The organism is Paracoccus sp. SSJ, assembly GCF_030234105.1.
In the GTDB taxonomy this organism is placed as follows: Bacteria; Pseudomonadota; Alphaproteobacteria; order Rhodobacterales; family Rhodobacteraceae; genus Paracoccus; species Paracoccus denitrificans.
On sequence record NZ_JASSPE010000001.1, the window covers coordinates 161,545 to 183,059 of the forward strand.

Sequence of the window (21,515 nt, forward strand, 5' to 3'; positions counted from 1 at the left end):
CGATATGCAGATCCCCCGGCCCCCGGCTCACTCCGTTTCGGCCAGCAGCGGCAGGATGCTGCCCCGTTCCTTCAGGCAGCGCAGGGTAAAGATCGAGCGGGCGTTGCGGATGCCCGGCACGCGATAGAGCTTGTGGCGCAGGAACTCCTCGTATCCGCGGGTGCCGCTGACCGCGACCTTCAGCAGATAGTCGTATTCGCCGGTGGTCAGCCAGACCTCCTGCACCTCGGGGATGGCGGACATGGCGCGGCCGAATTCCTCCAGCACCTTGTCGTCGTGCCGCTCCAGCGTGATCTCGATGATGACGGTTTCGGCGGCGCCGAGACGCGTCTGGTCCAGGATGGCGCTGTAGCCCTTGATGACGCCCTCGGCCTCCAGCCTACGGGTGCGCTGCCAGCAGGGGCTGGGCGACAGGCCGACCTTTTCGGCAAGCTGGCTGTTCGACAGCCGGCCGTCGCGACTCAGCGCCCGCAAGATCCTGAGGTCGATCGCGTCAAGTTGGCGTGTGGCAGAAGATCCGCTCATGCTGTTCCGATATTGCCAGAAGAATCTTTTGCATTTTGGCTGGTAGCGGGAAATAAAGAAAGGAGATTTTGCGGCGATCTGTGGCATCATCCGCCTTGGAGGAGCGAGATGGAACGCCCGATATCCGCCCGGTCGGACTGCGCACGCCCCTGATCGGTTACCAAGGCAAGAGGAGATGCCGATGGAGACACCAGACCCGAACGAATATCCGCCGCTGAGCCTTGCCGTGCCGGAGCCCGAGGTCCGGCCCGGCGGGCAGCCGGATTTCTCGCATGTGGCGATCCCGCGGGCGGGCACGGTGCGCCGGCCGCCGGTCGACGTCGATCCCGAAGAGATCCGCGACCTGGCATTCACCATCATCCGGGTGCTGAACCGCGAGGGACAGGCGGTGGGCCCCTGGGCCGAGGCGCTGGACATCACCCCCGAGGACCTGCTGGAAGGGCTGCGCCACATGATGACGCTGCGCATCTATGATGCGCGGATGCTGAACGCGCAGCGCCAGCAGAAGACCAGCTTCTACATGCAGCACCTGGGCGAAGAGGCGATCTCCTGCGCCTTCCAGCGCGCTCTGGCGCCGGGGGACATGAACTTCCCGACCTATCGCCAGGCCGGGCTGCTGATCGCCGCCGGCTATCCGCTCAGCGCGATGATGAACCAGATCTTCTCCAATTCCGAGGACCCGATGCGCGGCCGGCAGCTGCCGGTCTGCTATTCCTCGCGCGAGCACGGTTTCTTCACCATCTCGGGCAACCTCGCCACCCAGTTCATCCAGGCGGTGGGCTGGGGGATGGCCTCGGCGATCTCGGGCGACCGCAAGATCTCGGCGGCCTGGATCGGCGACGGCTCGACGGCGGAAAGCGATTTCCACGCCGCGCTGGTCTTCGCCTCGACCTACAAGGCGCCGGTGGTCTTGAACATCGTCAACAATCAATGGGCTATCTCGACTTTTCAAGGTATTGCGCGCGGAGGCTCAGGCACTTTCGCAGCACGCGGGCACGGCTTCGGCATCCCCTCGCTGCGGGTGGACGGCAACGACTATCTGGCGGTGCTGGCAGTGGCGAAATGGGCGGCAGAGCGCGCCCGGCGCAACCTCGGCCCGACGCTGATCGAATACGTCACCTATCGCGCCGGCGGGCATTCGACCTCGGACGACCCCTCGGCCTATCGCCCGGCCGAGGAAAGCACGGCCTGGCCGCTCGGCGACCCGATCCTGCGGCTCAAGAACCACCTGATCGCGCTTGGCATCTGGAGCGACGACCGCCACGCCCAGGCCGAGGCCGAGATCCTGGCCGAGATCACCGAGCAGCAGAAGCGCGCCGAGGCCATCGGCACGCTGCACCACGGCCAGCACCCCAGCCCGGCCGACATGTTCGAGGATGTCTATGCCGAGATGCCGCCACATCTTCTGAAGCAACGTCACGAGGCGGGGTTCTGACATGGCACGCATGACGATGATCGAGGCCATCCGCGACGCGCTGGACGTGGCCATGGGCGCCGACCCCTCCGTCGTGGTCTTCGGCGAGGACGTGGGCTATTTCGGCGGCGTCTTCCGCTGCACCGCCGGCTTGCAGGCGAAATACGGCAAGACCCGCTGCTTCGATACGCCGATCAACGAATCCGGCATCGTCGGCGCCGGGATCGGCATGGCCGCATACGGGCTGAAGCCGGTGGTCGAGATCCAGTTCGCCGACTACATGTATCCCGCCTATGACCAGATCGTGTCCGAGGCGGCGCGGTTGCGCTATCGCTCGGCCGGGCAGTTCACCTGCCCGATGGTGATCAGGATGCCCACGGGCGGCGGCATCTTCGGCGGCCAGACCCACAGCCAGTCACCCGAGGCGCTGCTCACCCATGTGACGGGCCTGAAGACCGTGGTGCCCTCGAACCCGAGGGATGCCAAGGGCCTGCTGCTCGCCGCCATCGAGGATCCCGATCCGGTGATCTTCATGGAGCCGAAGCGGCTCTACAACGGTCCCTTCGACGGCCATCACGACCGGCCGGTGACGGCCTGGAAAAGCCATGAGATGGGCGAGGTGCCCGAGGGGCATTACACGGTGCCGCTGGGCAAGGCGGTGCTGCGCCGCCAGGGCCGGGCGGCCACGGTGCTGACCTATGGCACCATGGTCCATGTCGCGCTGGCCGCGGCCGAGGAATCCGGCGTCGATGCCGAGGTGATCGACCTGCGCACCCTGCTGCCACTGGACATGGAGGCCATCGTGGCCTCGGTCAACAAGACCGGCCGCTGCCTGGTGCTGCACGAGGCGACGCTGACCTCGGGCTATGGCGCAGAGCTGGCAGCACTGGTGCAGGCCGAGTGCTTCTGGCATCTGGAAGCGCCGGTCCGGCGCGTGGCGGGCTGGGATACGCCCTATCCGCACACGCATGAATGGAGCTATTTCCCCGGCCCCGCACGGGTGGCCGAGGCATTGCGTCAACTGGTCGAGGTGGCCTGAGATGGGTATTCACGCAATCCGCATGCCCGATATCGGCGAAGGCATTGCCGAGGCCGAGATCTCGGAATGGCTGGTCAAGCCCGGCGATGTCCTGCGCGAGGACGACCCGATGGTCGCGGTCATGACCGACAAGGCCACGGTCGAGATCCCGAGCCCGGTCACCGGCACGGTGGTCTGGCAGGCCGGGGCGCCCGGCGACGTGATCGCCGTCGGCGCCGAACTGATCCGGCTGGAGGTGGACGGGCCGGGCAATGTCGCGGGCGACGCAGCCCCGGCCGAAGCCAAGGCGCCGGAACCGGCACCGAAGGCCGAAACCCCGGCAGCCGAACCCGCCCCCGAGGCGCCCCCCGCGCCGAAACCGGAACCGCAGCCCGAACCGGCGCCGCCTGCGCGGCCCGCCGCCGCGGCCTCCGCACCCCTGCGCCCCGAGGGCGAAAGGCCCATCGCCTCGCCCGCCGTCCGGGCGCGGGCGCGCGAGGCCGGGGTGGACCTGCGGCTGGTGCGCGGTTCGGGTCCGGCCGGCCGCATCGGGCATGAGGATCTGGACGCCTTCATCGCCTCGGGCGGCATCCCGGCCCCCTCGGGTCCGCAACCCGACGGCTCGGTCGAGGAGATCCGCGTCATCGGCCTGCGCCGCAAGATCGCCGAGCGGATGCAGGCCGCGAACAGCATCCCGCAGATCACCATCGTCGAGGAGATCGACGCCACGGCGGTCGAGGATCTGCGCGGCCGGATGAATGCGCAAGGCAAGGCGGTGCGGCTGACGCTGCTGCCCTTCATCGCCCGCGCCATCGTGCGCGCCGTGCATGAACAGCCGCTGATGAACGCGCATTACGACGCCGAGGCGCAACTGATCCGCCGCTTCGGCGGGGTGCATCTGGGCATCGCGGCACAGACCCCGAACGGGCTGATGGTGCCGGTGGTCCGCCATGCCGAGGCGCTGGACCTGCGCTCGACCGCGGCCGAGATCTCGCGCATCGGCAATGCCGCCAAGGAAGGCACGGCCAAGCGCGACGAGCTTTCCGGCTCGACCATCACCATCACCTCGCTGGGACCGCTGGGCGCCATCGCCTCGACCCCGATCCTGAACGTGCCCGAGGTCGCCATCGTCGGCGTCAACCGGCTGGCGGTCAGGCCGTTCTGGAACGGCGCTGCCTTCGAGCCGCGCAAGATGATGAACCTGTCGTGCAGCTTCGACCACCGGGTGATCGACGGCTGGGACGCCGCCGTCTTCGTGGCGCGGCTGAAAGAGCTGCTGGAAACCCCGGCGCTGATCTTCGTGGAGGGCTGAGCGAATGCGCGAGATCCAATGCAGGCTGCTGGTCATCGGCGCCGGTCCCGGCGGCTATGTCTGCGCCATCCGCGCCGGCCAGCTTGGCGTCGACACGGTGGTGGTCGATGCCGCGCCGCCCGGGGGAACCTGCCTCAACGTGGGCTGCATCCCCTCCAAGGCGCTGATCCATGCGGCCGATGAATTTCATCGGCTTGCACAGCTTTCCTCGACGCCATCGATGGGGATATCGGCCGGTCCCGCCCGGCTGGACCTGGGCGCCACCATGGCCTGGAAGGACGGCATCGTCGAACGGCTGACCGGCGGCGTCGCCACGCTGCTGCGCAAGGCCAAGGTGCGGCTGGTCACCGGCCGGGCCAGCATCCGCGACGGCAAGACCGTGCTGGTCGAGACCCCGGAAGGCCCGGTGCAGATCCGCACCGAGGTGCTGGTGCTGGCCACCGGCTCGGAGCCGATCGAACTGCCCGCCCTGCCCTTTGGCGGCAAGGTGATCTCCTCGACCGATGCGCTGGCGTTGACCGAGGTGCCGGGTCGCCTCGCCGTGGTCGGCGGCGGCTATATCGGGCTGGAACTGGGCATCGCCTATGCCAAGCTGGGCGCCGAGGTGACGGTGGTCGAGGCCGCGCCGCGCATCCTGCCGCAATACGATGCCGAGCTGACGCGCCCGGTGGCGCAGCGCCTGACCCAGTTGGGCATCCGGGTGCTGACCGGGGCACGGGCCGGCGGGCTGTCGGACGGCGGCGCGCTGCGCGTCGCCGGCGTGGACGGCGCCGAGGACATCCAGGCCGACAAGGTGCTGGTGACCGTCGGCCGCCGCCCGCGCGCGACCGCGGCGGGGGTGGACGGGCTGCGGCTGGACATGGCCGGCCCCTTCATCCGCATCGACGAGCGCTGCCGGACCTCGATGACCGGCGTGCTGGCCATCGGCGACGTGACCGGCGAGCCGATGCTGGCCCATCGCGCCATGGCCCAGGGCGAGATGGTGGCCGAACTGGTCGCGGGCCAGCCCCGCGCCTGGGACAAGCGCGCCATCCCGGCGGTCTGCTTTACCGACCCCGAGATCGTCAGCGTCGGCATTTCCCCCGAGGAAGCGGCAGCGGCGGGGCGCGAGGTCGTGACCGGCCTCTTCCCCTTTGCCGCGAACGGCCGGGCGATGACGGCGGGTGACGAGGCGGGCTTCATCCGCGTTACCGCCCGTCCCGGCACGCATGAGGTGCTGGGCATCCAGGCGGTCGGCGCCGGCGTGGCCGAAATGGCCGGCGGCTTTGCGCTGGCGCTGGAGATGGGCGCACGCCTGGAGGACATCGCCGGCACCATCCACGCCCACCCGACCCACGGCGAGGCGCTGCACGAGGCCTGCCTGCGCGCGCTTGGCCACGCCTTGCATATCTGAAGAAGGGCCGCCGGGCATTGATCGCCGCCCTGCGATGGCGCAAACCGTGCCGGCGCAGGGCAAGGGGCGGGCGATGGCGGTGGAACGGACGGATTTGCGGGTCACGCTGGCCCCGCCCTGGCTGGTGGCCGATCTGGGGCGGGTGCGGCGGGTGCTGTCCTTTGCCCCGCATCGCCCCGGCTTTCGCAGCGCGCGGCATATCCTGATCCGCCAGGTTCGCGATGCCGACCTGACCCCCAAGCTGGATGCAATGGGCTGGCTGGGGGCCGAGATGGCGCGGATCGGCCATGGCGGGGACGTGGGCATGATGACCTCGCGCGCCTTGCGCCATCATCGGCTGGCCCATGCCGGGCCCGTGGCCTGCCTCGCCACCGTCGGCCTGGGCAATGCCGAGCGGGTGGGCCGGCGCCGCATGGTGCAGCCGCGCGGCCATGGCACGATCAACATCGCCCTGCTGGTCGAGGACGGGCTGACCGATGCCGCGATGATCGAGGCGCTGAGCATCGTGGCCGAGGCCCGCACCGCCGCCGTGATCGCCGCCGGGATCGACTTGCCGACGGGCCGCGCGACCGGCACCGGCACCGATTGCATCGCGGTGGCCTGCGATGCGGGCGGCGTGGCATTCGCCGGGTTGCATACCGCCCTGGGCGAGGCCATCGGTGCCGCAGTCCATGATGCGGTATTGGCCGGGGCCTTGGCCTGGGTCGCCGAGCACGGCGCCGAGCCGGGTTTGGCGGTGCCAGGCTGCGCCGATTCATGAGTATTTGAAGAACGAAGAAGATGGGGCGGCGGTTCTCCGGCAATTTTACCCCACAAATATTTCCTTGTGGGGTAGGCTCTGGGGCATTATTCTGCCCCACGGGAAAAAATCCGTGGGGTATTCCTTATGGCGCAGCATCTTTCGCCAGTGGCGGTGGCGGCCTGGACCGATCTTCTGCGGCATCTCAAGGATGCGGCGGTCAGCGAGCTGCGCGGCGTGCCGCGGCTGAAGAAGGTCGGGCAAAGGGCCTACTGGTATGACCATTTCCGCATCGGCGACCGCACCGTCGACCGCTATATCGGCGAGGATGGCGAGGAGTTGCGCGCGCGCCTGGGCCGGCTGGAAAGCCTGCGCGAGGCCGAGAAGCAAAGCCAGCGCGAACGCTCGCGCCTGATGCGCATCCTGCGGGCCGAGGGTTGCCTGATGACGGATCGCGGCTCGGGACAGGTGATCTCGGCCATGGCGCGGGCGGGGGTGTTCCGCCTGGGCGGCACGCTGGTCGGCACCCAGGCGTTCCGCTGCTACGAAGGCGAATTGGGCCTCCGCATCGGCTTCGACCATACCGCGATGACCGACGATATCGACATCGCCAGTTTCGAGCGGCTGTCGCTGGTGCTGGGCGACCGGGTGACCGAGCCGCTGGCCGAGGTGTTCCGCGACCTGCGCTTTGCCCCCCTGCCCTCGGTCGAGGGGCAGCGGGTCTGGCGCTGGCGCCAGGGCGAGCAGCAGACGCTGGTCGAGTTCCTGACCCCCTGCTTCGACGGAACCGAGGGGCTGCGCGACCTGCCGGCGCTTGGCGTCTCGGCGCAGAGCCTGCATTACCTGAACTTCCTGATCGCCGATCCGATCCGGGTGCCGCTGCTTTACCGCGCCGGTTTCCTGATCCAAGTGCCGCGCCCCGAGCGCTATGCCATCCACAAGCTGATCGTCGCCGACCGCCGGCGCGAGGGGCCGGAGGCGCTGAAGGCGCGCAAGGACCGGGCGCAGGCCGAATTCCTGATCGAGGCGCTGGCCGAGGAGCGGCCCGACGAGCTGCGCGACGCCTATGAGACGGCCATGGAGCAAGGCCCGTCCTGGCGCACGCGGCTGGCCGCGACGCTGGAGCGGATGCCGCATCTGCGCGACCGGCTGGAGGCGCTTTAGCCGGGGCGGAAATCGGCGGGCTTGATGCCGTGCCGCGCCAGCTTGTCGTAGAAGGTCTTGCGCGGCAGGCGCAGCCGGGCCATCGCCTGGGTGGCATTGCCCTGCGCCAGCCGCAGCGCCTCGCGGATCAGCTCGGCCTCGTATTCCGCGACCAGATCCGAAAGGCCCGGCGCATCGCCGCCACCGGCCGGCGGATCGAAGGGCGTCAGCCCCAGCGCGTGGCTTTCGGCGAACTGCCGCAATTCGCGCAGGTTGCCGGGCCAGCCATGACCGGCCAGCCGCGCCTTGACCGCCCCGGTGACCGGCGCCACCGGCAGGTCCAGCCGCAACGCCACCGCCAGCAGGAAATGCCGGAACAGTTCGGGAATGTCCTCGCGCCGCTCGGCCAGCGGCGGCAGGGACAGGACGGCCCCCGACAGCCGGTAATAAAGGTCGCTGCGAAATGCCCCCTCGCGCATCAACCGTTCCAGATCGGCGCGGCTTGAGGCAATGATGCGCAGGTCCAGCGGCCGGGGCGCGGCGGTGCCGGACGGCTGGATCTCGCGCGCCTCGATCAGCGCCAGCAGGCGGGCTTGCAGCGCGGGGGCGAGCGCGTCGATCTCGTCGAGATACAGCGTGCCGCGATGGGCGGCCTCCAGCCGGCCGGGCGTGCGCGGGTTGCGGCCCTGCGGCTCGGTGCCCAGCATCTCGGCCTCGAAGCGCGCCTCGTCCAGCGCGGCGCAGGCGACATGGACGAAGGCGCGGGCGCGGCGCGGGCTCTGGCGGTGAATGGCGCGGGCGACGGTTTCCTTGCCCGAGCCGCCGGGGCCGAGGATCAGCACGTCGCCCCCCGCCTCGGCCACCCGCGCGACGGTTTCGCGCAGGTGCTGCATGACCGGGCTTTGCCCGATCAGCCGGGTCTCGCGCACGGCGCTGTCCTGTTGCTGGCGGCGCAGGGCGCGGTTTTCCAGCACCAGCGCCCGGCTGGAGGCCGCGCGCGCCAGCGCCGCCGCCAGCGTCCCGCCGCCGGCCGGCTTGGCCAGGAAGTCGTAGACGCCCTGTTTCAGCGCCGCGACCGCCATCGGCACGTCGCCATGCCCGGTCAGCAGGATCACCGGCAGGTCGGGGTCCAGCGCATGGATGCGCTCGAACAGCTGGAACCCGTCCATGCCCGGCATGCGCACGTCCGACAGCACCACGCCGGGCCAGTCGGGGCCAAGGCCGGCCAATGCCTCGGCCGGGTCGGTGAAGGCTTCGCCGCGAAAGCCCGCCAGATGCAGCGCCTGCATCTGCGCATCGAGCAGGTCGGGATCGTCGTCGACAAGACGGACGAGCGGGGCGGCGGGGGCGGCGGTCATGCGGCTTTCGGCAGGTCAAGGTGGAAGGTCGCACCCTCGCCGGCACGCGACGGCTCGGCCGTGAGGCTGCCGCCGAAATCCCGCGCGATCTCTTGCGAGATCACCAGGCCCAGGCCCAGCCCCTCGGGCTTGCTGGTGGCAAAGGGGGTGAAAAGATTGGCCGCGATCCGCGGCGAAAGCCCCGGCCCGTTGTCCGAGATGCTGAGCCGCAGCACCGGCCCGTCCCGCAAGGTAATGCGGATTTCCGGGTCGGGCCGGCCCTCCAGCGCCTCTTGCGCGTTCTGGATCAGGTTCACCAGGATCTGTTCCAGCCGCACCGTCTCGGCCATGACCCGCAGGCCGGGCGGGATCTGGGGCAGGGTCAGGCGGATGTCCTGCGCCCGCCGCCGGCTGGCGGTCAGCAGCAGCGCCGCGTCCAGCGCATCCTTGAGCGGCACCGGACCCAGCTCGCCCGTGGCCTTGCGGGCAAAGCCGCGCAACTCGGTGGTGATCTGCGCGATGCGGTCGGTCATGCGCAGGATCTGGGCCAGGTTGCGATCCAGATCGGGGGCGTCCTCGGGCAGCATGTGCCGGCCGTTCTCGGCCAGCAGGCGGATGGTAGCCAGCGGCGTGTTCACCTCATGCGCGACGCCGGCGGTGATCTGGCCCAGCGTCGCCAGCTTGTTGGCCTGCACCATCTCGCCCTGCAACTGTGCCAGCCGCTGCTCGGCCGCGCGGCGCTCGCGCATCTCGTCGGACAGGTCGCGGGTGCGCTCGGCCACGGCGCGCTCCAGATCGGCGCGATAGCGGCGCTCGGCCTCGATGCGGCGGGTGGCGCGGGTGCGGGCGCGCGCCGCCGAAACCCCACCGGCCAGCAGCAGCGTGAACAGGAAGCCGACCGTCCCGGCGGCCAGCAGCCCCGCCCGCACCGCCTCGGCCCCCGGCGCGTGGATCCACAGCTCCCAACCCGCCCCCGGCACCTCGCGCCGGGCCGAGACCTGCCCGGCACCGACCGGCGGCAGCGGCGCAAAGCGCAACCCGGGCCGGCTTGCCAGGATCACCTGCCCGGTGGCGTCGGTGACCAGCGTGGTCTCGGCCGCCCGGGCCCAGCCCTGCTCCATCGCGTCGAACTCTACCTTCACCACGATGACGCCCAGGGGTCCGTCCCCGGACGGCACGTCGTGGGACAGGTAAAGTCCCGGCCGCTTGCTGACGGTGCCAAGCGCGAATTGCGTCGCCTCGCCCCTGAGCAGCGCATCGCTGAAATAGCTGCGGAAGCTGTAGTCCGAGCCGACGAAACTGTCGGGATCGTGCCAGTTCGAGGCGGCGACGGCCACGCCGTCGCGGTTCAGCAGATAGATCACCGCGCTGCTGGTCTGTTCCTGCAGCCGCTCCAGCTTTTGCGACACGCGCGAGACGTTGGCCTGCGACGGCTGGGCCAGCGCCTGAAGCACGGCGGCATCGTCGGCCAGCACCGTCGCCACGGCGCGCTGCTTGGCCAGCACGCTTTCCAGCGTCTGCACCCGGCTTTGCGCGCTGACCGCCAGCCGCTCGGTCAGGGCGCGGGCGGCATTGTCATGGGCCAGCCGAAAGGTCAGCGCCAGCGCCGCCAGCATGGCCAGCGCCACGGCCGCCGCGACCATCAGCCGCCGTAGCATGGGACGCGAGCCCTCGCCTTGCGAATCGATTGTAGCGGCCATGGCTTTCCTTGCGGACGGGTTCGTGCGGATTTCCACACTAGCAGATCGGACCTGTGCGGGAAACCACACAGATCAACCCGATGGTTTTGAGAAAAAAGCCATGATTACAACGCAATGCCGTCATGCGCCGGGTTTTTGGGCGCCACGGCCCGCGAATTTATCATGGCGGTCACATCACCGTCATACGCAGGTTGGAGGAGGCCCCATGCACATCGACACCACGGCCGCGCCGGTCGCTCACGCACCGCGACCCTTTTACAGGCATCTTTATTTCCAGGTTCTTTGCGCCATCGTCGCCGGCGCGCTGATCGGGCACTTTTATCCCGAGACCGGCGAGGCGCTGAAACCCCTGGGCGATGCCTTCATCAAACTGGTCAAGATGATCATCGCCCCGGTCATCTTCCTGACCATCGTCACCGGGCTGGCCGGGATGGGCACGCTCAAGGGCGTGGGCTCGGTCGTCGGCAAGGCCTTCGGCTATTTCCTGACCTTCTCGACGCTGGCGCTGGTGGTCGGGCTGATCACCGCCAACGTCATCCGCCCCGGCGCCGGCATGAACATCGACCCGGCGTCGCTGGATGCCAGCAAGGTCGCCGACTATGCCAGCAAGGCGCATGAATCGTCGCTGACCGGCTTTGTCATGGACATCATCCCGTCCACGATCACCTCGGCCTTCGTCGACGGCAACATCCTGCAAGTGCTGTTCGTCGCCATCCTGTTCGGCATCGGCCTGATCCTGATCGGCGACAAGGGCAAGCCGGTCGTCGCGCTGTTCGAGGCGATCAGCCATGCCGTCTTCCGCATGGTGGATATCCTGATGAAGGCCGCGCCCATCGGCGCCTTCGGCGCCTTCGCCTTCACCATCGGCAAATACGGCATCGCCTCGGTGGTGAACCTGGCGACGCTGGTCGGCACCTTCTACCTGACCTCGGCCCTGTTCGTCATCGTGGTCCTGGGCACGGTCTGCATGCTCAACGGCTTTTCGATCTTCCGGCTGATTTCCTATCTCAAGGCCGAGATCCTGCTGGTGCTGGGCACCTCTTCCTCGGAATCGGCGCTGCCCTCGCTGATGGAAAAGATGGAGAAGGCCGGCTGCAAGCGCTCGGTCGTCGGGCTGGTCGTGCCCACCGGCTACAGCTTCAACCTAGACGGCACCAACATCTACATGACGCTGGCCGCGCTGTTCATCGCCCAGGCGACGAATACCGACCTGACGCTGCAACAGCAGATCCTGCTGCTGCTCGTCGCCATGCTGTCGTCGAAGGGTGCGGCGGGCGTGACCGGCGCGGGCTTCATCACCCTGGCCGCAACGCTTTCGGTGGTGCCGACCGTGCCGGTCGCCGGCATGGCGCTGATCCTGGGCGTGGACCGCTTCATGTCGGAATGCCGCTCGATCACCAACTTCATCGGCAATGCGGTGGCGACCGTCGTCGTCAGCCGCTGGGAAGGCGCGCTGGACCGCGAGCAGTTCGACCGCGTGCTGGGCGGCGAGGCCGGGGGTGAGGTCGCCCCGATCCACGACCTGCACGGCGCCCCCGCCGGGCTGCGCCTGAACGAGGCCAGCGCCGACTGACCCCCGCACGATTGCGACCCCTCACGATTGCGACAAGGGCGCCCCGCCGCGGGCGCCCTTTTTCGTTCAGGGCGGCGGCGCCGTCGTTTCGCGTTCCATCAGCCGCGGCTCCAGCAGGGTCACGGCCGGGATCTCGCGCCCCGAGATGCGGTCCAGCACGATCCGCGCCGCCTTGCGGCCGATCTCGCGCTTGGGCTGGCGGATCGTGGTCAGCGCCGGGGCCAGGTGCGACACCAGCTCGATATCGTCGAAGCCGACGATCGAGACGTCGCGCGGCACATGATGCCCGGCGCGCTGAAGCCCCGACATGAAGGCGCAGGCCATCTCGTCGGAAAAGGCGAAGATGCCGGTCGGGCGGTCGGACGGCGGCAGCGCCCGCCAGGCCAGAGCCGCCTGCTGACCGGATTGCAGGGTGAAGTCGCCGGGAAATTCGGTGATCCGCGCCTGCCCCGCCGCCTGCATCGCGCCCTCGCGCCGCGCCTTGTGCAGCACGTTGCCGGGCGGGCCGCCGATCAGGCCGATATGCGCGTGGCCAAGGTCGCGCAAATGCGCCACGGCCAGCCGCCCGCCCTCGCGATTGTCCAGCATGACGCGGGGCATGTCCGCGCCCTCGATCCATTCGCAGGCGGTGATCACCGGCGGCAGGTCCGCCCGCCCGGCCAGGTCGCCGAAGGGTGCGAGCCCGTCCAGAAGGATGATCCCGTCCGCCCGCGAGGGATCGAGGAAGCGATCAAGCCTCGTGTGCCGGCCGCTGTCCTCCAGCGTATCGGCGACCAGCAGGTCGTAGCCCGCGCCGGCCAGTTCGCGGCCCATGCCGTCCAGGATCTTGGCAAAGAACGGGTTGCCCAGGTTGGGCACCAGCGCCACGACGCAGCCGGTCCGCTGCTTGCGCAGGTTTCGCGCAGCGTGGTTCATACGATAGCCGGTCTCGGCCACCGCCTGCATCACCGCCTCGCGCGTGGCCTCGGCCACCACGCCCGGATTGGACAGCACCCGGCTGACGGTCGAGGCCGACACGCCCGCGCGCTGCGCGACATCCGACAATCTGGCCCGTCCGGGCGGGGTCCGGCTTTCCATCGCCAAAGGTTACGCGCGCCGCGCGGCGCGGTGCAAGAAAATGTTTGCAATCGATTGCAGACCAGTGCAGCCTGACCCTTGGGGAGAGAGGGGATCATGCGGACCATCAAGGGACCGGCGCTGTTTCTGGCGCAGTTCATCGGCGAGACGGCGCCTTTCGACAGTTGGGACGGCATCACCCGCTGGGCGGCCGATTGCGGCTATCTGGGCGTGCAGGTGCCGACCAGCGACCCGCGCATCCTGGACCTGAAGCGTGCCGAGCAATCGCAGGACTATCGCGACGAATTCCTGGGCATCGCCCGGCAGAACGGCGTCGAGGTGACCGAGCTTTCCACCCATCTGCAAGGCCAGTTGATCGCCGTGCATCCGGCCTATGACGCCGGTTTCGACGCCTTTGCGCCGCCGGCCCTGCGCGGTAATCCCCGCGCGCGGCAGGAATGGGCCACGGACCAGGTCGCCCGCGCGATCCGCGTCAGCCGGCTGCTGGGGCTGGACCGGATGGCGACCTTCTCGGGCGCCTTGGCCTGGCCTTACCTCTACCCCTGGCCGCAACGCGCGCCGGGGCTGGTCGAGGCCGCCTTCGACACGCTGGCCGCGCGCTGGCGCCCGCTGCTGGACCTGGCCGAAGAGCACGGCATCGACATCTGCTATGAGATCCATCCGGGCGAGGATCTGCATGACGGCGTGACATTCGAGATGTTCCTGGACCGGGTGGGCGGCCATGCGCGGGCAAACATGCTTTACGATCCTTCGCACTACGTCCTGCAACAGCTCGATTACTTGCAGAACATCGACATCTATCGCGACCGCATCCGCATGTTCCACGTCAAGGATGCCGAGTTCCGTCCGACTGGCCGGCAGGGGGTCTATGGCGGCTATCAGGGTTGGGCCGAGCGCGCCGGCCGCTTCCGCAGTCCCGGCGACGGGCAGGTGGATTTCGGCACGGTGTTCTCGAAGCTGACGCAATACGGTTTCGACGGCTGGGCGGTGGTCGAATGGGAATGCGCGCTGAAGCATCCCGAGGACGGTGCGCGCGAGGGCGCGCGTTTCGTGCGCGACCACATCATCCGGGTCACGCCGCACGCCTTCGACGATTTCGCCGCCAGCCGTGTGGACCGCACGGCCATCGACAGGGCGCTGGGGCTATGAGGCCGGTTCGCCTGGGCATGGTCGGCGGCGGCAGCGGCGCCTTCATCGGCGCCATCCACCGCATCGCGGCGCGCATGGACGGCCGGTTCGTGCTGGTCGCGGGGGCGCTGTCCTCGGACCCCGCGCGCGCGGCCGCCAGCGCTGCCGAGTTGGGCATCCGCGGCTATGGCGACTTCGCCCAGATGGCGCGGGCCGAGGCCGCCCGCGAGGACGGGATCGAGGCGGTCAGCATCGTCACTCCGAACCACCTGCACGCCGCCCCGGCCACGGCCTTCCTGCGCGCCGGCATCCATGTGATCTGCGACAAGCCGCTGGCGGCGACGCCGGAACAGGCGCGCGAGATCGCCGAGGCCGCACGGTCCAGCGGCGCGCGGTTCTTCCTGACGCATAACTACTGCGCCATGCCCATGGTGCGCGAGGCCCGCGCGCTGGTGGCCGAGGGCGCACTGGGGGACATCCGGCTGGTGCAGGCCGAATATCTGCAAGGCTGGCTGGCCGACCGAACCGACAGCAAGCAGGCCGAATGGCGCACCGATCCCGCCCGCGCCGGTGCCGGCGCCATCGGCGACATCGGCACGCATGCCTGGCAGCTGGCGCAATTCGTCACCGGCCAGACGCCCGCGTCCCTGTCGGCCGATCTGTCCAGCATGGTGCCGGGCCGCGCGGTCGATGACGATGCGCGGATCGCGCTGCGCTACGCCTCGGGCGCCAAGGGCGGGATCTGGGTCAGCCAGGTCGCCGTCGGGCAGGAAAACGGGCTGTCCTTGCGCGTCTTTGGCACGCAGGCCGCGCTGGAATGGCGCCTTTCGGATTCCGAACGGCTGATCCTGTCGCCCAAGGACGGACCCGCCCGCATCCTGACCCGGGCACAGGACCGCAGCGCCTCATCGCGCACCCCGCCGGGGCACCCCGAGGGTTACCTAGAGGGTTTCTCAAACCTCTACCATGATATAGCGGATATTATTCATGGAGATTCCAGCTTACTGGATCGCGTGCCGGGGCTGGATGTCGGACTGTCGGGCATGGCGTTCATCACCGCCGCGCAGGCATCCTCGGCCCGCGACGGCGCATGGATCGAGGTGGCGCCATGACCGTGCTGGCACTCGACAACGTCTCGAAAAGCTTCGGCCCGATCGAGGTGCTGCATGGCGTCGATCTGGCGCTGGAGCCGGGAGAGGTCCATGCCCTGATCGGCGAGAACGGCGCCGGAAAATCCACGATCATGAAGATCATGGGCGGGTTCCTGGACCCGACATCGGGCCAGATCCTGCTGGACGGCGAGCCCGTCCATTTCGCCAGCGGGCCCGAGGCCGAGGCGCAGGGCATCGTCGTCATCCACCAGGAATTCAACCTCGCCTCAGACCTGACGGTGGCGGCGAATGTGTTCCTGGGTCGCGAGATCGGCGGCTGGCGGCTGGACCATGCCGCCATGCGGGACGCGACCGCCGCGCTGCTCAAGCGGCTGGATACGCGCATCGACCCGGACGCGCGCATCCGCGACCTGTCCGTGCCCGACCGCCAGATGGTCGAGATCGCCAAGGCCCTGTCGCGCAAGGCGCGGGTTCTGATCATGGACGAACCCAGCGCCGTGCTGACCCATCGCGAGGTCGGCGCGCTTTACGCCCAGATCGACCGGCTGCGGGCCGAGGGGGTGGCGATCCTCTACTGCTCGCACCGGCTGGATGAGGTGGCGCATCTGGCCGACCGCATCACCGTCCTGCGCGACGGCCGCGTCGTGCGCCAGGCGCTGCGCGGCGAGTTGACCGAGGACGGCATGGCGACCGCCATGGTCGGCCGCGAGTTGCAGGATTTCTATCCGCCCAAGGGTCAGCCGGGCGACCAGCCGGCGCTGGAGGTCCGGGGCCTGACCGTGCCCGGCCGGGTCCGCGACGTCAGCTTTACCCTGCGCCGGGGCGAGGTGCTGGGCATCGCCGGCCTTGTCGGCTCGGGTCGCACCGAACTGGCCGAGGGGCTGGTCGGGTTGCGCCCCTCGACCGGCAATATCCGGGTCGAGGGGCGCGAGGTCGCCATCCGCAGCCTGCGCGACGCCTTTGCCGCCAGCCTCGCCTATCTGACCGAGGACCGCAAGGAGGCCGGGCTGCTGCTCGACAAGGGCCTGCGCGAAAACCTGACATTGGCGACGCTGGAACGCTTCGGCGGCTGGCGGCTGGACACCCGCGCCGAGGATGCGGCGCTGGAACGCGCCACGCGGGAATTCGACATCCGCGCCCCGCGCCGCGACATGCCGGCAGGAAAGCTGTCGGGCGGAAACCAGCAGAAATTGTTGTTGGCCAAGGTGATGCTTCCTGATCCTGGAATCATTCTCATCGACGAGCCGACGCGCGGCATCGACGTGGGCACCAAGCGGCAGATCTATGCCTTCATCCGCAAGCTTGCCGCCGAGGGCCGCAGCCTGATCGTCATCAGCAGCGAGATGACCGAGGTGATCGGCCTTGCCGACCGCGTGCTGGTGATGCGCGAGGGGCGGCTGGCCGGCGAACTGGCCGGCGCAGACATGACCGAGGACAGCATCGTCCGCCTTGCCATGGGCGTGACCGGAGAAGCCGCATGAAGATCGACCTGCATACCCTTGGCCCGCTTGTCGCTTTGGTCGCCCTGGTGATCCTGGGCGCGGCGCTGAACAGCGCCTTTCTCGCGCCGGCGAACATCACCAACGTGCTGGCGCGCTCGGCCTTCATCGGGCTGATTGCGGTGGGCATGACCTTCGTCATCACGGCGGGCGGGCTGGATCTGTCGGTGGGCTCGATGGCCGCCTTCCTGGCCGGCATCGCCATCATCGCCATGAACGCCGCCCTGCCGACGACCGGCCTGAACTGGGGCACGATCCTGATCGGCATGGGCGTGGCGATCCTTGGCGGCGTCCTTGCCGGATACCTGAACGGCGCGCTGGTCACCAAGGCGCGGATCGAGCCCTTCATCGTCACGCTGGGCACCATGGGCATTTTCCGCTCGCTGGTCACATGGCTGGCCGACGGCGGCACGCTGAGCCTCGACTACGGGCTGCGCACGCTTTACCGGCCGGTCTATTACGGCGGCATCGGCTGGATCACATGGCCGATCATCACCTTTGCCATCGTCGCGATCCTTGGCGAATGGACCATGCGCCATTCCCGCTTTGGCCGCCATGTCGAGGCCATCGGCTCGAACGACCGCGTCGCGCGCTATTCGGCCATCGACGTGAACCGGATGCGGCTTCTGACCTATGTGCTGCTGGGCGTGCTGGTCGGGCTGGCGGTGGTGCTTTACGTGCCGCGCCTCGGCTCGGCCTCGGGCTCGACCGGGGTCCTGTGGGAGCTTGAGGCCATCGCCGCCGTCATCATCGGCGGCACCGCGCTCAAGGGCGGGCGCGGCCGGGTCTGGGGCACGGTGGTCGGCGTGCTGATCCTGTCGCTGATCGACAACATCCTGAATCTGGCCGACCTGGTCAGCCCCTATCTGAACGGGGCGATCCAGGGGGTCATCATCGTTCTTGCTGTCGTCTTGCAGCGGGAGAAACGCACCGCCGAGGAGCGGTGACTGGGGAGGAAGCAAAAGATGAAACGCAGAAGCCTGATGAAAGCCGCCGCGCTGATGGCCGCGATGGGGATCGCCGCCCCCGCCGTCGCGCAGGACGCCGAGAAAAAGATCATCGGCGTGTCGATCCCGTCCGCCACGCATGGTTTCATGGGCGGGCTGAACTGGCACGCGCAGGACACGATCAAGCGGCTGGGCGTGGCCTATCCCAACCTTGAATTCGTGCTCTCCACCGCCGGCGATCCGGCCAAGCAGGTCAACGACATCGAGGACATGATGGCCACGCGCAACATCGATGCGCTGGTGGTGCTGCCCTTCGAATCCGAGCCGCTGACCGCGCCCGTCAAGGCGGTCAAGGATGCGGGCAAGTTCGTGACCGTGGTGGACCGCGGGCTGAGCCAGGAGGGGATCGAGGACCTTTACGTCGCCGGCGACAACACCGCCTTTGGCCGCGTGGCCGGGGAATATTTCCGCGACACCCTGCCGGCCGGCGCCAAGGTCGTGGTGCTGCGCGGCATTCCGACCACGCTGGACAACGAGCGCGTCGATGCGTTCCGGGCGGCGCTGGAGGGCTCCGAGGTCCAGATTCTGGACATGCAGCACGGCAACTGGAACCGCGACGACGCCTTTGCGGTGATGCAGGACTATCTGGCGAAATATCCGCAGATCGACGCGGTCTGGGCCGCCGACGACGACATGGCCATCGGCGTGCTCGAGGCGATCTCGGCCGCGAACCGCCAGGACGAGATGTGGGTGATCGGCGGCGCCGGCATGAAAGAGATCGTCAAGCGCATCATGGACGGCGACAAGCAACTGCCGGTGAACGTGACCTATCCGCCGGCGCTGATCTCTTCGGCCATCGAGATGACGGCGCTGAACTTCGTGTCGAACGCGCCGATGACCGGGCGCTTCATCATCAGCAGCCAACTCATCACGCCCGAGAACGCCGAGCAGTTCTATTATCCCGACAGCCCGTTCTGACGGCCCGGCCGCAGCCCCGCCAGCTTGTCGGGGTTGCGGGTGATGAAGATGGCGGCGATGCGGCCGTCGTCCCTGATCTGCAAGGCGGTGGTCTGCAGGTGGCCGCCGACGCGGCTGAGGAAACCCGGCAGGCCGTCGATGGTGACGGCGCCCAGGAATTCGGGCCGCGGGCCGGGCTTGCGCGCCAGCCCGGCATAAAGCCGGGCGACGCGCTCGGCCCCGGCGATGACGTTGAGGAAGGCCAGCACCTTGCCGCCGCCATCGGAATGGACCTGCACGTCGCGCGCGAGGATCCGGCCCAGCACGGCCGGATCGCCCTGCCGGCAAGCCTCGAAAAAGGCCCGGGCCAGCACTTCGCCGGCCTCTTTCGGAACGGCGTGGCGGGGCCGGTCGATGCGCACATGCGCCCGCGCCCGCGCCGCAAGCTGGCGCGTGGCGGCCGGGCTGCGGCCGATGGTTTCCGCGACCTCGTCCAGCCCTTCGCCAAAGACGTCGTGCAGCAGGAAGGCGGCGCGTTCCAGCGGCGTCAGCCGCTCCAGCGCCATCATCAGGGTCAGCGTCAGGTTGTCGGCGCGCAGGCTGTCGTCCTGGGGCTCGATCAGCGGCTCGGGCAGCCAGGTGCCGGGATAGGACTCGCGCCGGGCCCGGGCCGATTTCATCTGGTCGAGGCAAAGGCGCGAGACCACGCGCGTCAGCCATGCCGTCGGCTCGGCGATGGCCGCCCGGTCGCTGCGGTCCCAGCGAAGCCAGGCCTCTTGCAGGATGTCCTCGGCCTCGGCATGGCTGCCGAGCATGCGATAGGCCAGGCGCAGCAGACGGGGCCGCTGCGCCTCAAAGGTTTCCGTGGCGCGGTCAGGCCGCATCGGCCCGTTCCGCCGGCAGCCCCATCGCATGCGGGGCACGCAAGCCGACCTGCACCCGGTTCCACAGGTTGATCGCGCCGATGGCCAGCGTCAGCCAGGCGCGCTCGTCCGGGGAAAAGGCCTCCTCGACCGCCTGCCAATCCGCATCCGGCGCCCCGGTCTGGGCGATCAGCGTCAGCGCCTCGGTCCAGGCCAGCGCGGCGCGCTCGCGGTCGGAAAACAGCGGGCTGTCGCGCCAGCCGGCAACCATGTGCAGGCGCAGATGCGTCTCGCCGTCCTGCAACGCCTCGGCCGTGTGCATCTGGATGCAGAAGGCGCAGCCATTGATCTGCGAGGCGCGCAGCTTGACCAGGTGCAGCAGCTTCAGCTCCAGCGGGCCGGCCTGCAACGCTGCCTCGAAGCCTGTCAGCGCGCGATAGCCGGTCCTGGTGCGGTCGAAATGATCGGTCATGCGGGGTGTCATCGGGTTGCTCCGTTCTACTGTTGCACGGGCTTGACGAGACAACGGCCGGAAATGTGACATCCCCCCGCAAGAAAATCCACGCCCTCCCCCGATTGCGCGCCGGTCAGGCCACCCGGCGGCCCTGCACCCAGGCGCCGCGCAACGCGGCACCGCCGCCGATGCGGGCCACGCGGATCACGTCGGCCCGCATCCCGTGCTGCAGCCGGCCGCGATCCCCAAGCCCCGTCGCCTCGGCCGGGGCCTGGGTCACGGTGGCGATGCCGCGCGCCATGTCGTCCCAGAGATCGCCCAGAAGCAACGCCGCCGACAGCAGCGACGAGGGCACGTAATCCGAGGACAGGATGTCGAGCAGCCCCGCCTCGGCCAGTTCCGCCGCCGCGACATTGCCGGAATGGCTGCCGCCGCGGATCAGGTTCGGCGCGCCCATCATCACGAGGATGCCGTGGTCGCGGCAGGCGCTTGCCGCCTCGGCCGTGGTCGGGAATTCGGCGAAATGCGCGCCATGCCCGGCCGAGACCGCGACCTGGCCCGCCGTGGTGTCGTCATGGCTGGCCAGCACCGCGCCATAGCGCCGCGCCTCGGCCACCGCCGTCGCCTCGTGCAGCGCGCCCAGCCGATCACGCAGGGCGCGCTGGCTGGCGACGTGGTCGGCAAAGCCCTCGTCCGACAGGCCATGCTTGCCGCAGACATACTCCTTGAGCTTCGAGAGGTCGCGGAACTGCCGCTCTCCGGGCGTGTGGTCCATCAGGCTGACGATGCCGATACGGTCCCGGGGGCCGAATTTCGCCATCTCGGCCACCAGCGTCTCGGAACAGACCTCGGCCCGCAAGTGCAGGTAATGGCTGATCTTCAGCGCGCCCATGGCCCGCAGTTCCAGGATCTCGTTCGCCAGCGCCCGGGCATATTCGCCGTAATTCGCCTTGCCGTCCGACACGACCGAACCGACGCGCAGCGCATCGAAGACCGTAGTGATGCCGGTGCCGGCCAGTTCGCCGTCATGGGCCAGGATCGCCGCCTGATGCGGCCAATGCACCCTGGGGCGGGGCTGGATATGGCGCTCCAGGTTGTCGGTATGCAGCTCGATCAGGCCCGGCATCACCAGGTCGCCCCCGCAATCCACCGCGCCGGGGGGCACTGCGCCGCCCTGGTCGATGGCGGTGATGCGGCCATCCGCCATGCGCAGCGCGCCGCGGATCACCTCGTCCGGCAGGATAAGCGTGGCATTGGCTAGGATCGTCTCGGTCATCTTTCTTCGTCCTGTCTTGCGTCCGGGTCCATGGAGGGGCTCAATGCC

General features: G+C 69.1%; 19 protein-coding genes. 12 read left to right on the forward strand and 7 right to left on the reverse strand.

Annotated features, from left to right (window positions below; genetic code table 11):
- Positions 1 to 27: 27 nt before the first annotated feature.
- Positions 28 to 525, reverse strand: coding sequence for an Lrp/AsnC family transcriptional regulator (locus QPR87_RS00765; RefSeq protein WP_011750976.1), 498 nt, complete (start codon positions 523 to 525; stop codon positions 28 to 30).
- Between the two features lie 181 nt (positions 526 to 706).
- Between QPR87_RS00765 and QPR87_RS00770 the strand changes: the two genes are divergently transcribed.
- From QPR87_RS00770 to QPR87_RS00795, 6 genes are all read left to right on the forward strand, one after another.
- Positions 707 to 1,960 (forward strand): 3-methyl-2-oxobutanoate dehydrogenase (2-methylpropanoyl-transferring) subunit alpha, encoded by a 1,254-nt coding sequence (locus QPR87_RS00770; RefSeq protein WP_011750977.1) that lies wholly within the window; start codon positions 707 to 709, stop codon positions 1,958 to 1,960.
- Position 1,961: 1 nt separating this feature from the next.
- Positions 1,962 to 2,978 (forward strand): alpha-ketoacid dehydrogenase subunit beta, encoded by a 1,017-nt coding sequence (locus QPR87_RS00775; protein WP_011750978.1) that lies wholly within the window; start codon positions 1,962 to 1,964, stop codon positions 2,976 to 2,978.
- 1 nt (position 2,979) lies between these two features.
- Positions 2,980 to 4,269, forward strand: a complete 1,290-nt coding sequence (locus QPR87_RS00780) for a dihydrolipoamide acetyltransferase family protein (RefSeq protein WP_285047694.1) — start codon at positions 2,980 to 2,982, stop codon at positions 4,267 to 4,269.
- A 4-nt stretch (positions 4,270 to 4,273) separates the two neighbouring features.
- Positions 4,274 to 5,662, forward strand: coding sequence for a dihydrolipoyl dehydrogenase (gene lpdA / locus QPR87_RS00785; RefSeq protein WP_285047696.1), 1,389 nt, complete (start codon positions 4,274 to 4,276; stop codon positions 5,660 to 5,662).
- Between the two features lie 34 nt (positions 5,663 to 5,696).
- Positions 5,697 to 6,422, forward strand: a complete 726-nt coding sequence (locus QPR87_RS00790; protein WP_285047697.1) for an adenosylcobinamide amidohydrolase — start codon at positions 5,697 to 5,699, stop codon at positions 6,420 to 6,422.
- Between the two features lie 126 nt (positions 6,423 to 6,548).
- Positions 6,549 to 7,565: a nucleotidyltransferase family protein gene (locus QPR87_RS00795; RefSeq protein WP_285047698.1), complete on the forward strand. Its 1,017-nt coding sequence runs from the start codon at positions 6,549 to 6,551 to the stop codon at positions 7,563 to 7,565.
- Here the strand turns inward: QPR87_RS00795 and QPR87_RS00800 are convergent.
- Positions 7,562 to 8,902, reverse strand: a complete 1,341-nt coding sequence (locus QPR87_RS00800; RefSeq protein ID WP_285047700.1) for a sigma-54-dependent transcriptional regulator — start codon at positions 8,900 to 8,902, stop codon at positions 7,562 to 7,564. The two genes, QPR87_RS00795 and QPR87_RS00800, sit on opposite strands and share 4 nt — an antisense overlap.
- Positions 8,899 to 10,581 (reverse strand): sensor histidine kinase, encoded by a 1,683-nt coding sequence (locus QPR87_RS00805; protein ID WP_104493048.1) that lies wholly within the window; start codon positions 10,579 to 10,581, stop codon positions 8,899 to 8,901. Before QPR87_RS00805 ends, QPR87_RS00800 begins: the two co-directional genes overlap by 4 nt.
- Positions 10,582 to 10,786: 205 nt before the next feature.
- On the opposite strand from QPR87_RS00805, the gene QPR87_RS00810 reads away from it, so the two are divergent.
- Positions 10,787 to 12,154: a dicarboxylate/amino acid:cation symporter gene (locus tag QPR87_RS00810; RefSeq protein WP_011750985.1), complete on the forward strand. Its 1,368-nt coding sequence runs from the start codon at positions 10,787 to 10,789 to the stop codon at positions 12,152 to 12,154.
- Between the two features lie 66 nt (positions 12,155 to 12,220).
- On the opposite strand, the gene QPR87_RS00815 is transcribed toward QPR87_RS00810, so the two are convergent.
- On the reverse strand, positions 12,221 to 13,231 hold the full coding sequence (locus QPR87_RS00815; RefSeq protein WP_231000820.1) for a LacI family DNA-binding transcriptional regulator: 1,011 nt from the start codon (positions 13,229 to 13,231) through the stop codon (positions 12,221 to 12,223).
- 96 nt (positions 13,232 to 13,327) lie between these two features.
- On the opposite strand from QPR87_RS00815, the gene QPR87_RS00820 reads away from it, so the two are divergent.
- Genes QPR87_RS00820 through QPR87_RS00840 form a run of 5 tightly spaced genes read left to right on the forward strand, consistent with a single transcriptional unit; the run spans position 13,328 to position 18,895 of the window.
- A complete protein-coding gene (locus QPR87_RS00820; protein ID WP_104493046.1) occupies positions 13,328 to 14,380 on the forward strand; it encodes a sugar phosphate isomerase/epimerase family protein in 1,053 nt (350 codons plus the stop codon).
- On the forward strand, positions 14,377 to 15,471 hold the full coding sequence (locus tag QPR87_RS00825) for a Gfo/Idh/MocA family protein (protein ID WP_285047704.1): 1,095 nt from the start codon (positions 14,377 to 14,379) through the stop codon (positions 15,469 to 15,471). The genes QPR87_RS00820 and QPR87_RS00825 overlap by 4 nt, the downstream gene beginning before the upstream one ends.
- Positions 15,468 to 16,952: a sugar ABC transporter ATP-binding protein gene (locus QPR87_RS00830; RefSeq protein WP_285047705.1), complete on the forward strand. Its 1,485-nt coding sequence runs from the start codon at positions 15,468 to 15,470 to the stop codon at positions 16,950 to 16,952. The genes QPR87_RS00825 and QPR87_RS00830 overlap by 4 nt, the downstream gene beginning before the upstream one ends.
- The gene (locus tag QPR87_RS00835; RefSeq protein ID WP_104493043.1) at positions 16,949 to 17,917 is read left to right on the forward strand and encodes an ABC transporter permease; all 969 of its coding nucleotides are present in this window, start codon (positions 16,949 to 16,951) and stop codon (positions 17,915 to 17,917) included. The genes QPR87_RS00830 and QPR87_RS00835 overlap by 4 nt, the downstream gene beginning before the upstream one ends.
- Positions 17,918 to 17,935: 18 nt before the next feature.
- Positions 17,936 to 18,895: an ABC transporter substrate-binding protein gene (locus tag QPR87_RS00840; RefSeq protein WP_285047707.1), complete on the forward strand. Its 960-nt coding sequence runs from the start codon at positions 17,936 to 17,938 to the stop codon at positions 18,893 to 18,895.
- Here QPR87_RS00840 and QPR87_RS00845 read toward each other — a convergent pair.
- From QPR87_RS00845 to QPR87_RS00855, 3 genes are all read right to left on the reverse strand, one after another.
- On the reverse strand, positions 18,874 to 19,758 hold the full coding sequence (locus QPR87_RS00845) for a sigma-70 family RNA polymerase sigma factor (protein WP_285047709.1): 885 nt from the start codon (positions 19,756 to 19,758) through the stop codon (positions 18,874 to 18,876). The genes QPR87_RS00840 and QPR87_RS00845 overlap by 22 nt on opposite strands.
- Positions 19,748 to 20,221 (reverse strand): carboxymuconolactone decarboxylase family protein, encoded by a 474-nt coding sequence (locus QPR87_RS00850; protein WP_285047710.1) that lies wholly within the window; start codon positions 20,219 to 20,221, stop codon positions 19,748 to 19,750. Before QPR87_RS00850 ends, QPR87_RS00845 begins: the two co-directional genes overlap by 11 nt.
- Before the next feature lie 103 nt (positions 20,222 to 20,324).
- Positions 20,325 to 21,467, reverse strand: a complete 1,143-nt coding sequence (locus QPR87_RS00855) for an alpha-D-ribose 1-methylphosphonate 5-triphosphate diphosphatase (RefSeq protein ID WP_285047712.1) — start codon at positions 21,465 to 21,467, stop codon at positions 20,325 to 20,327.
- Positions 21,468 to 21,515 lie beyond the last annotated feature (48 nt).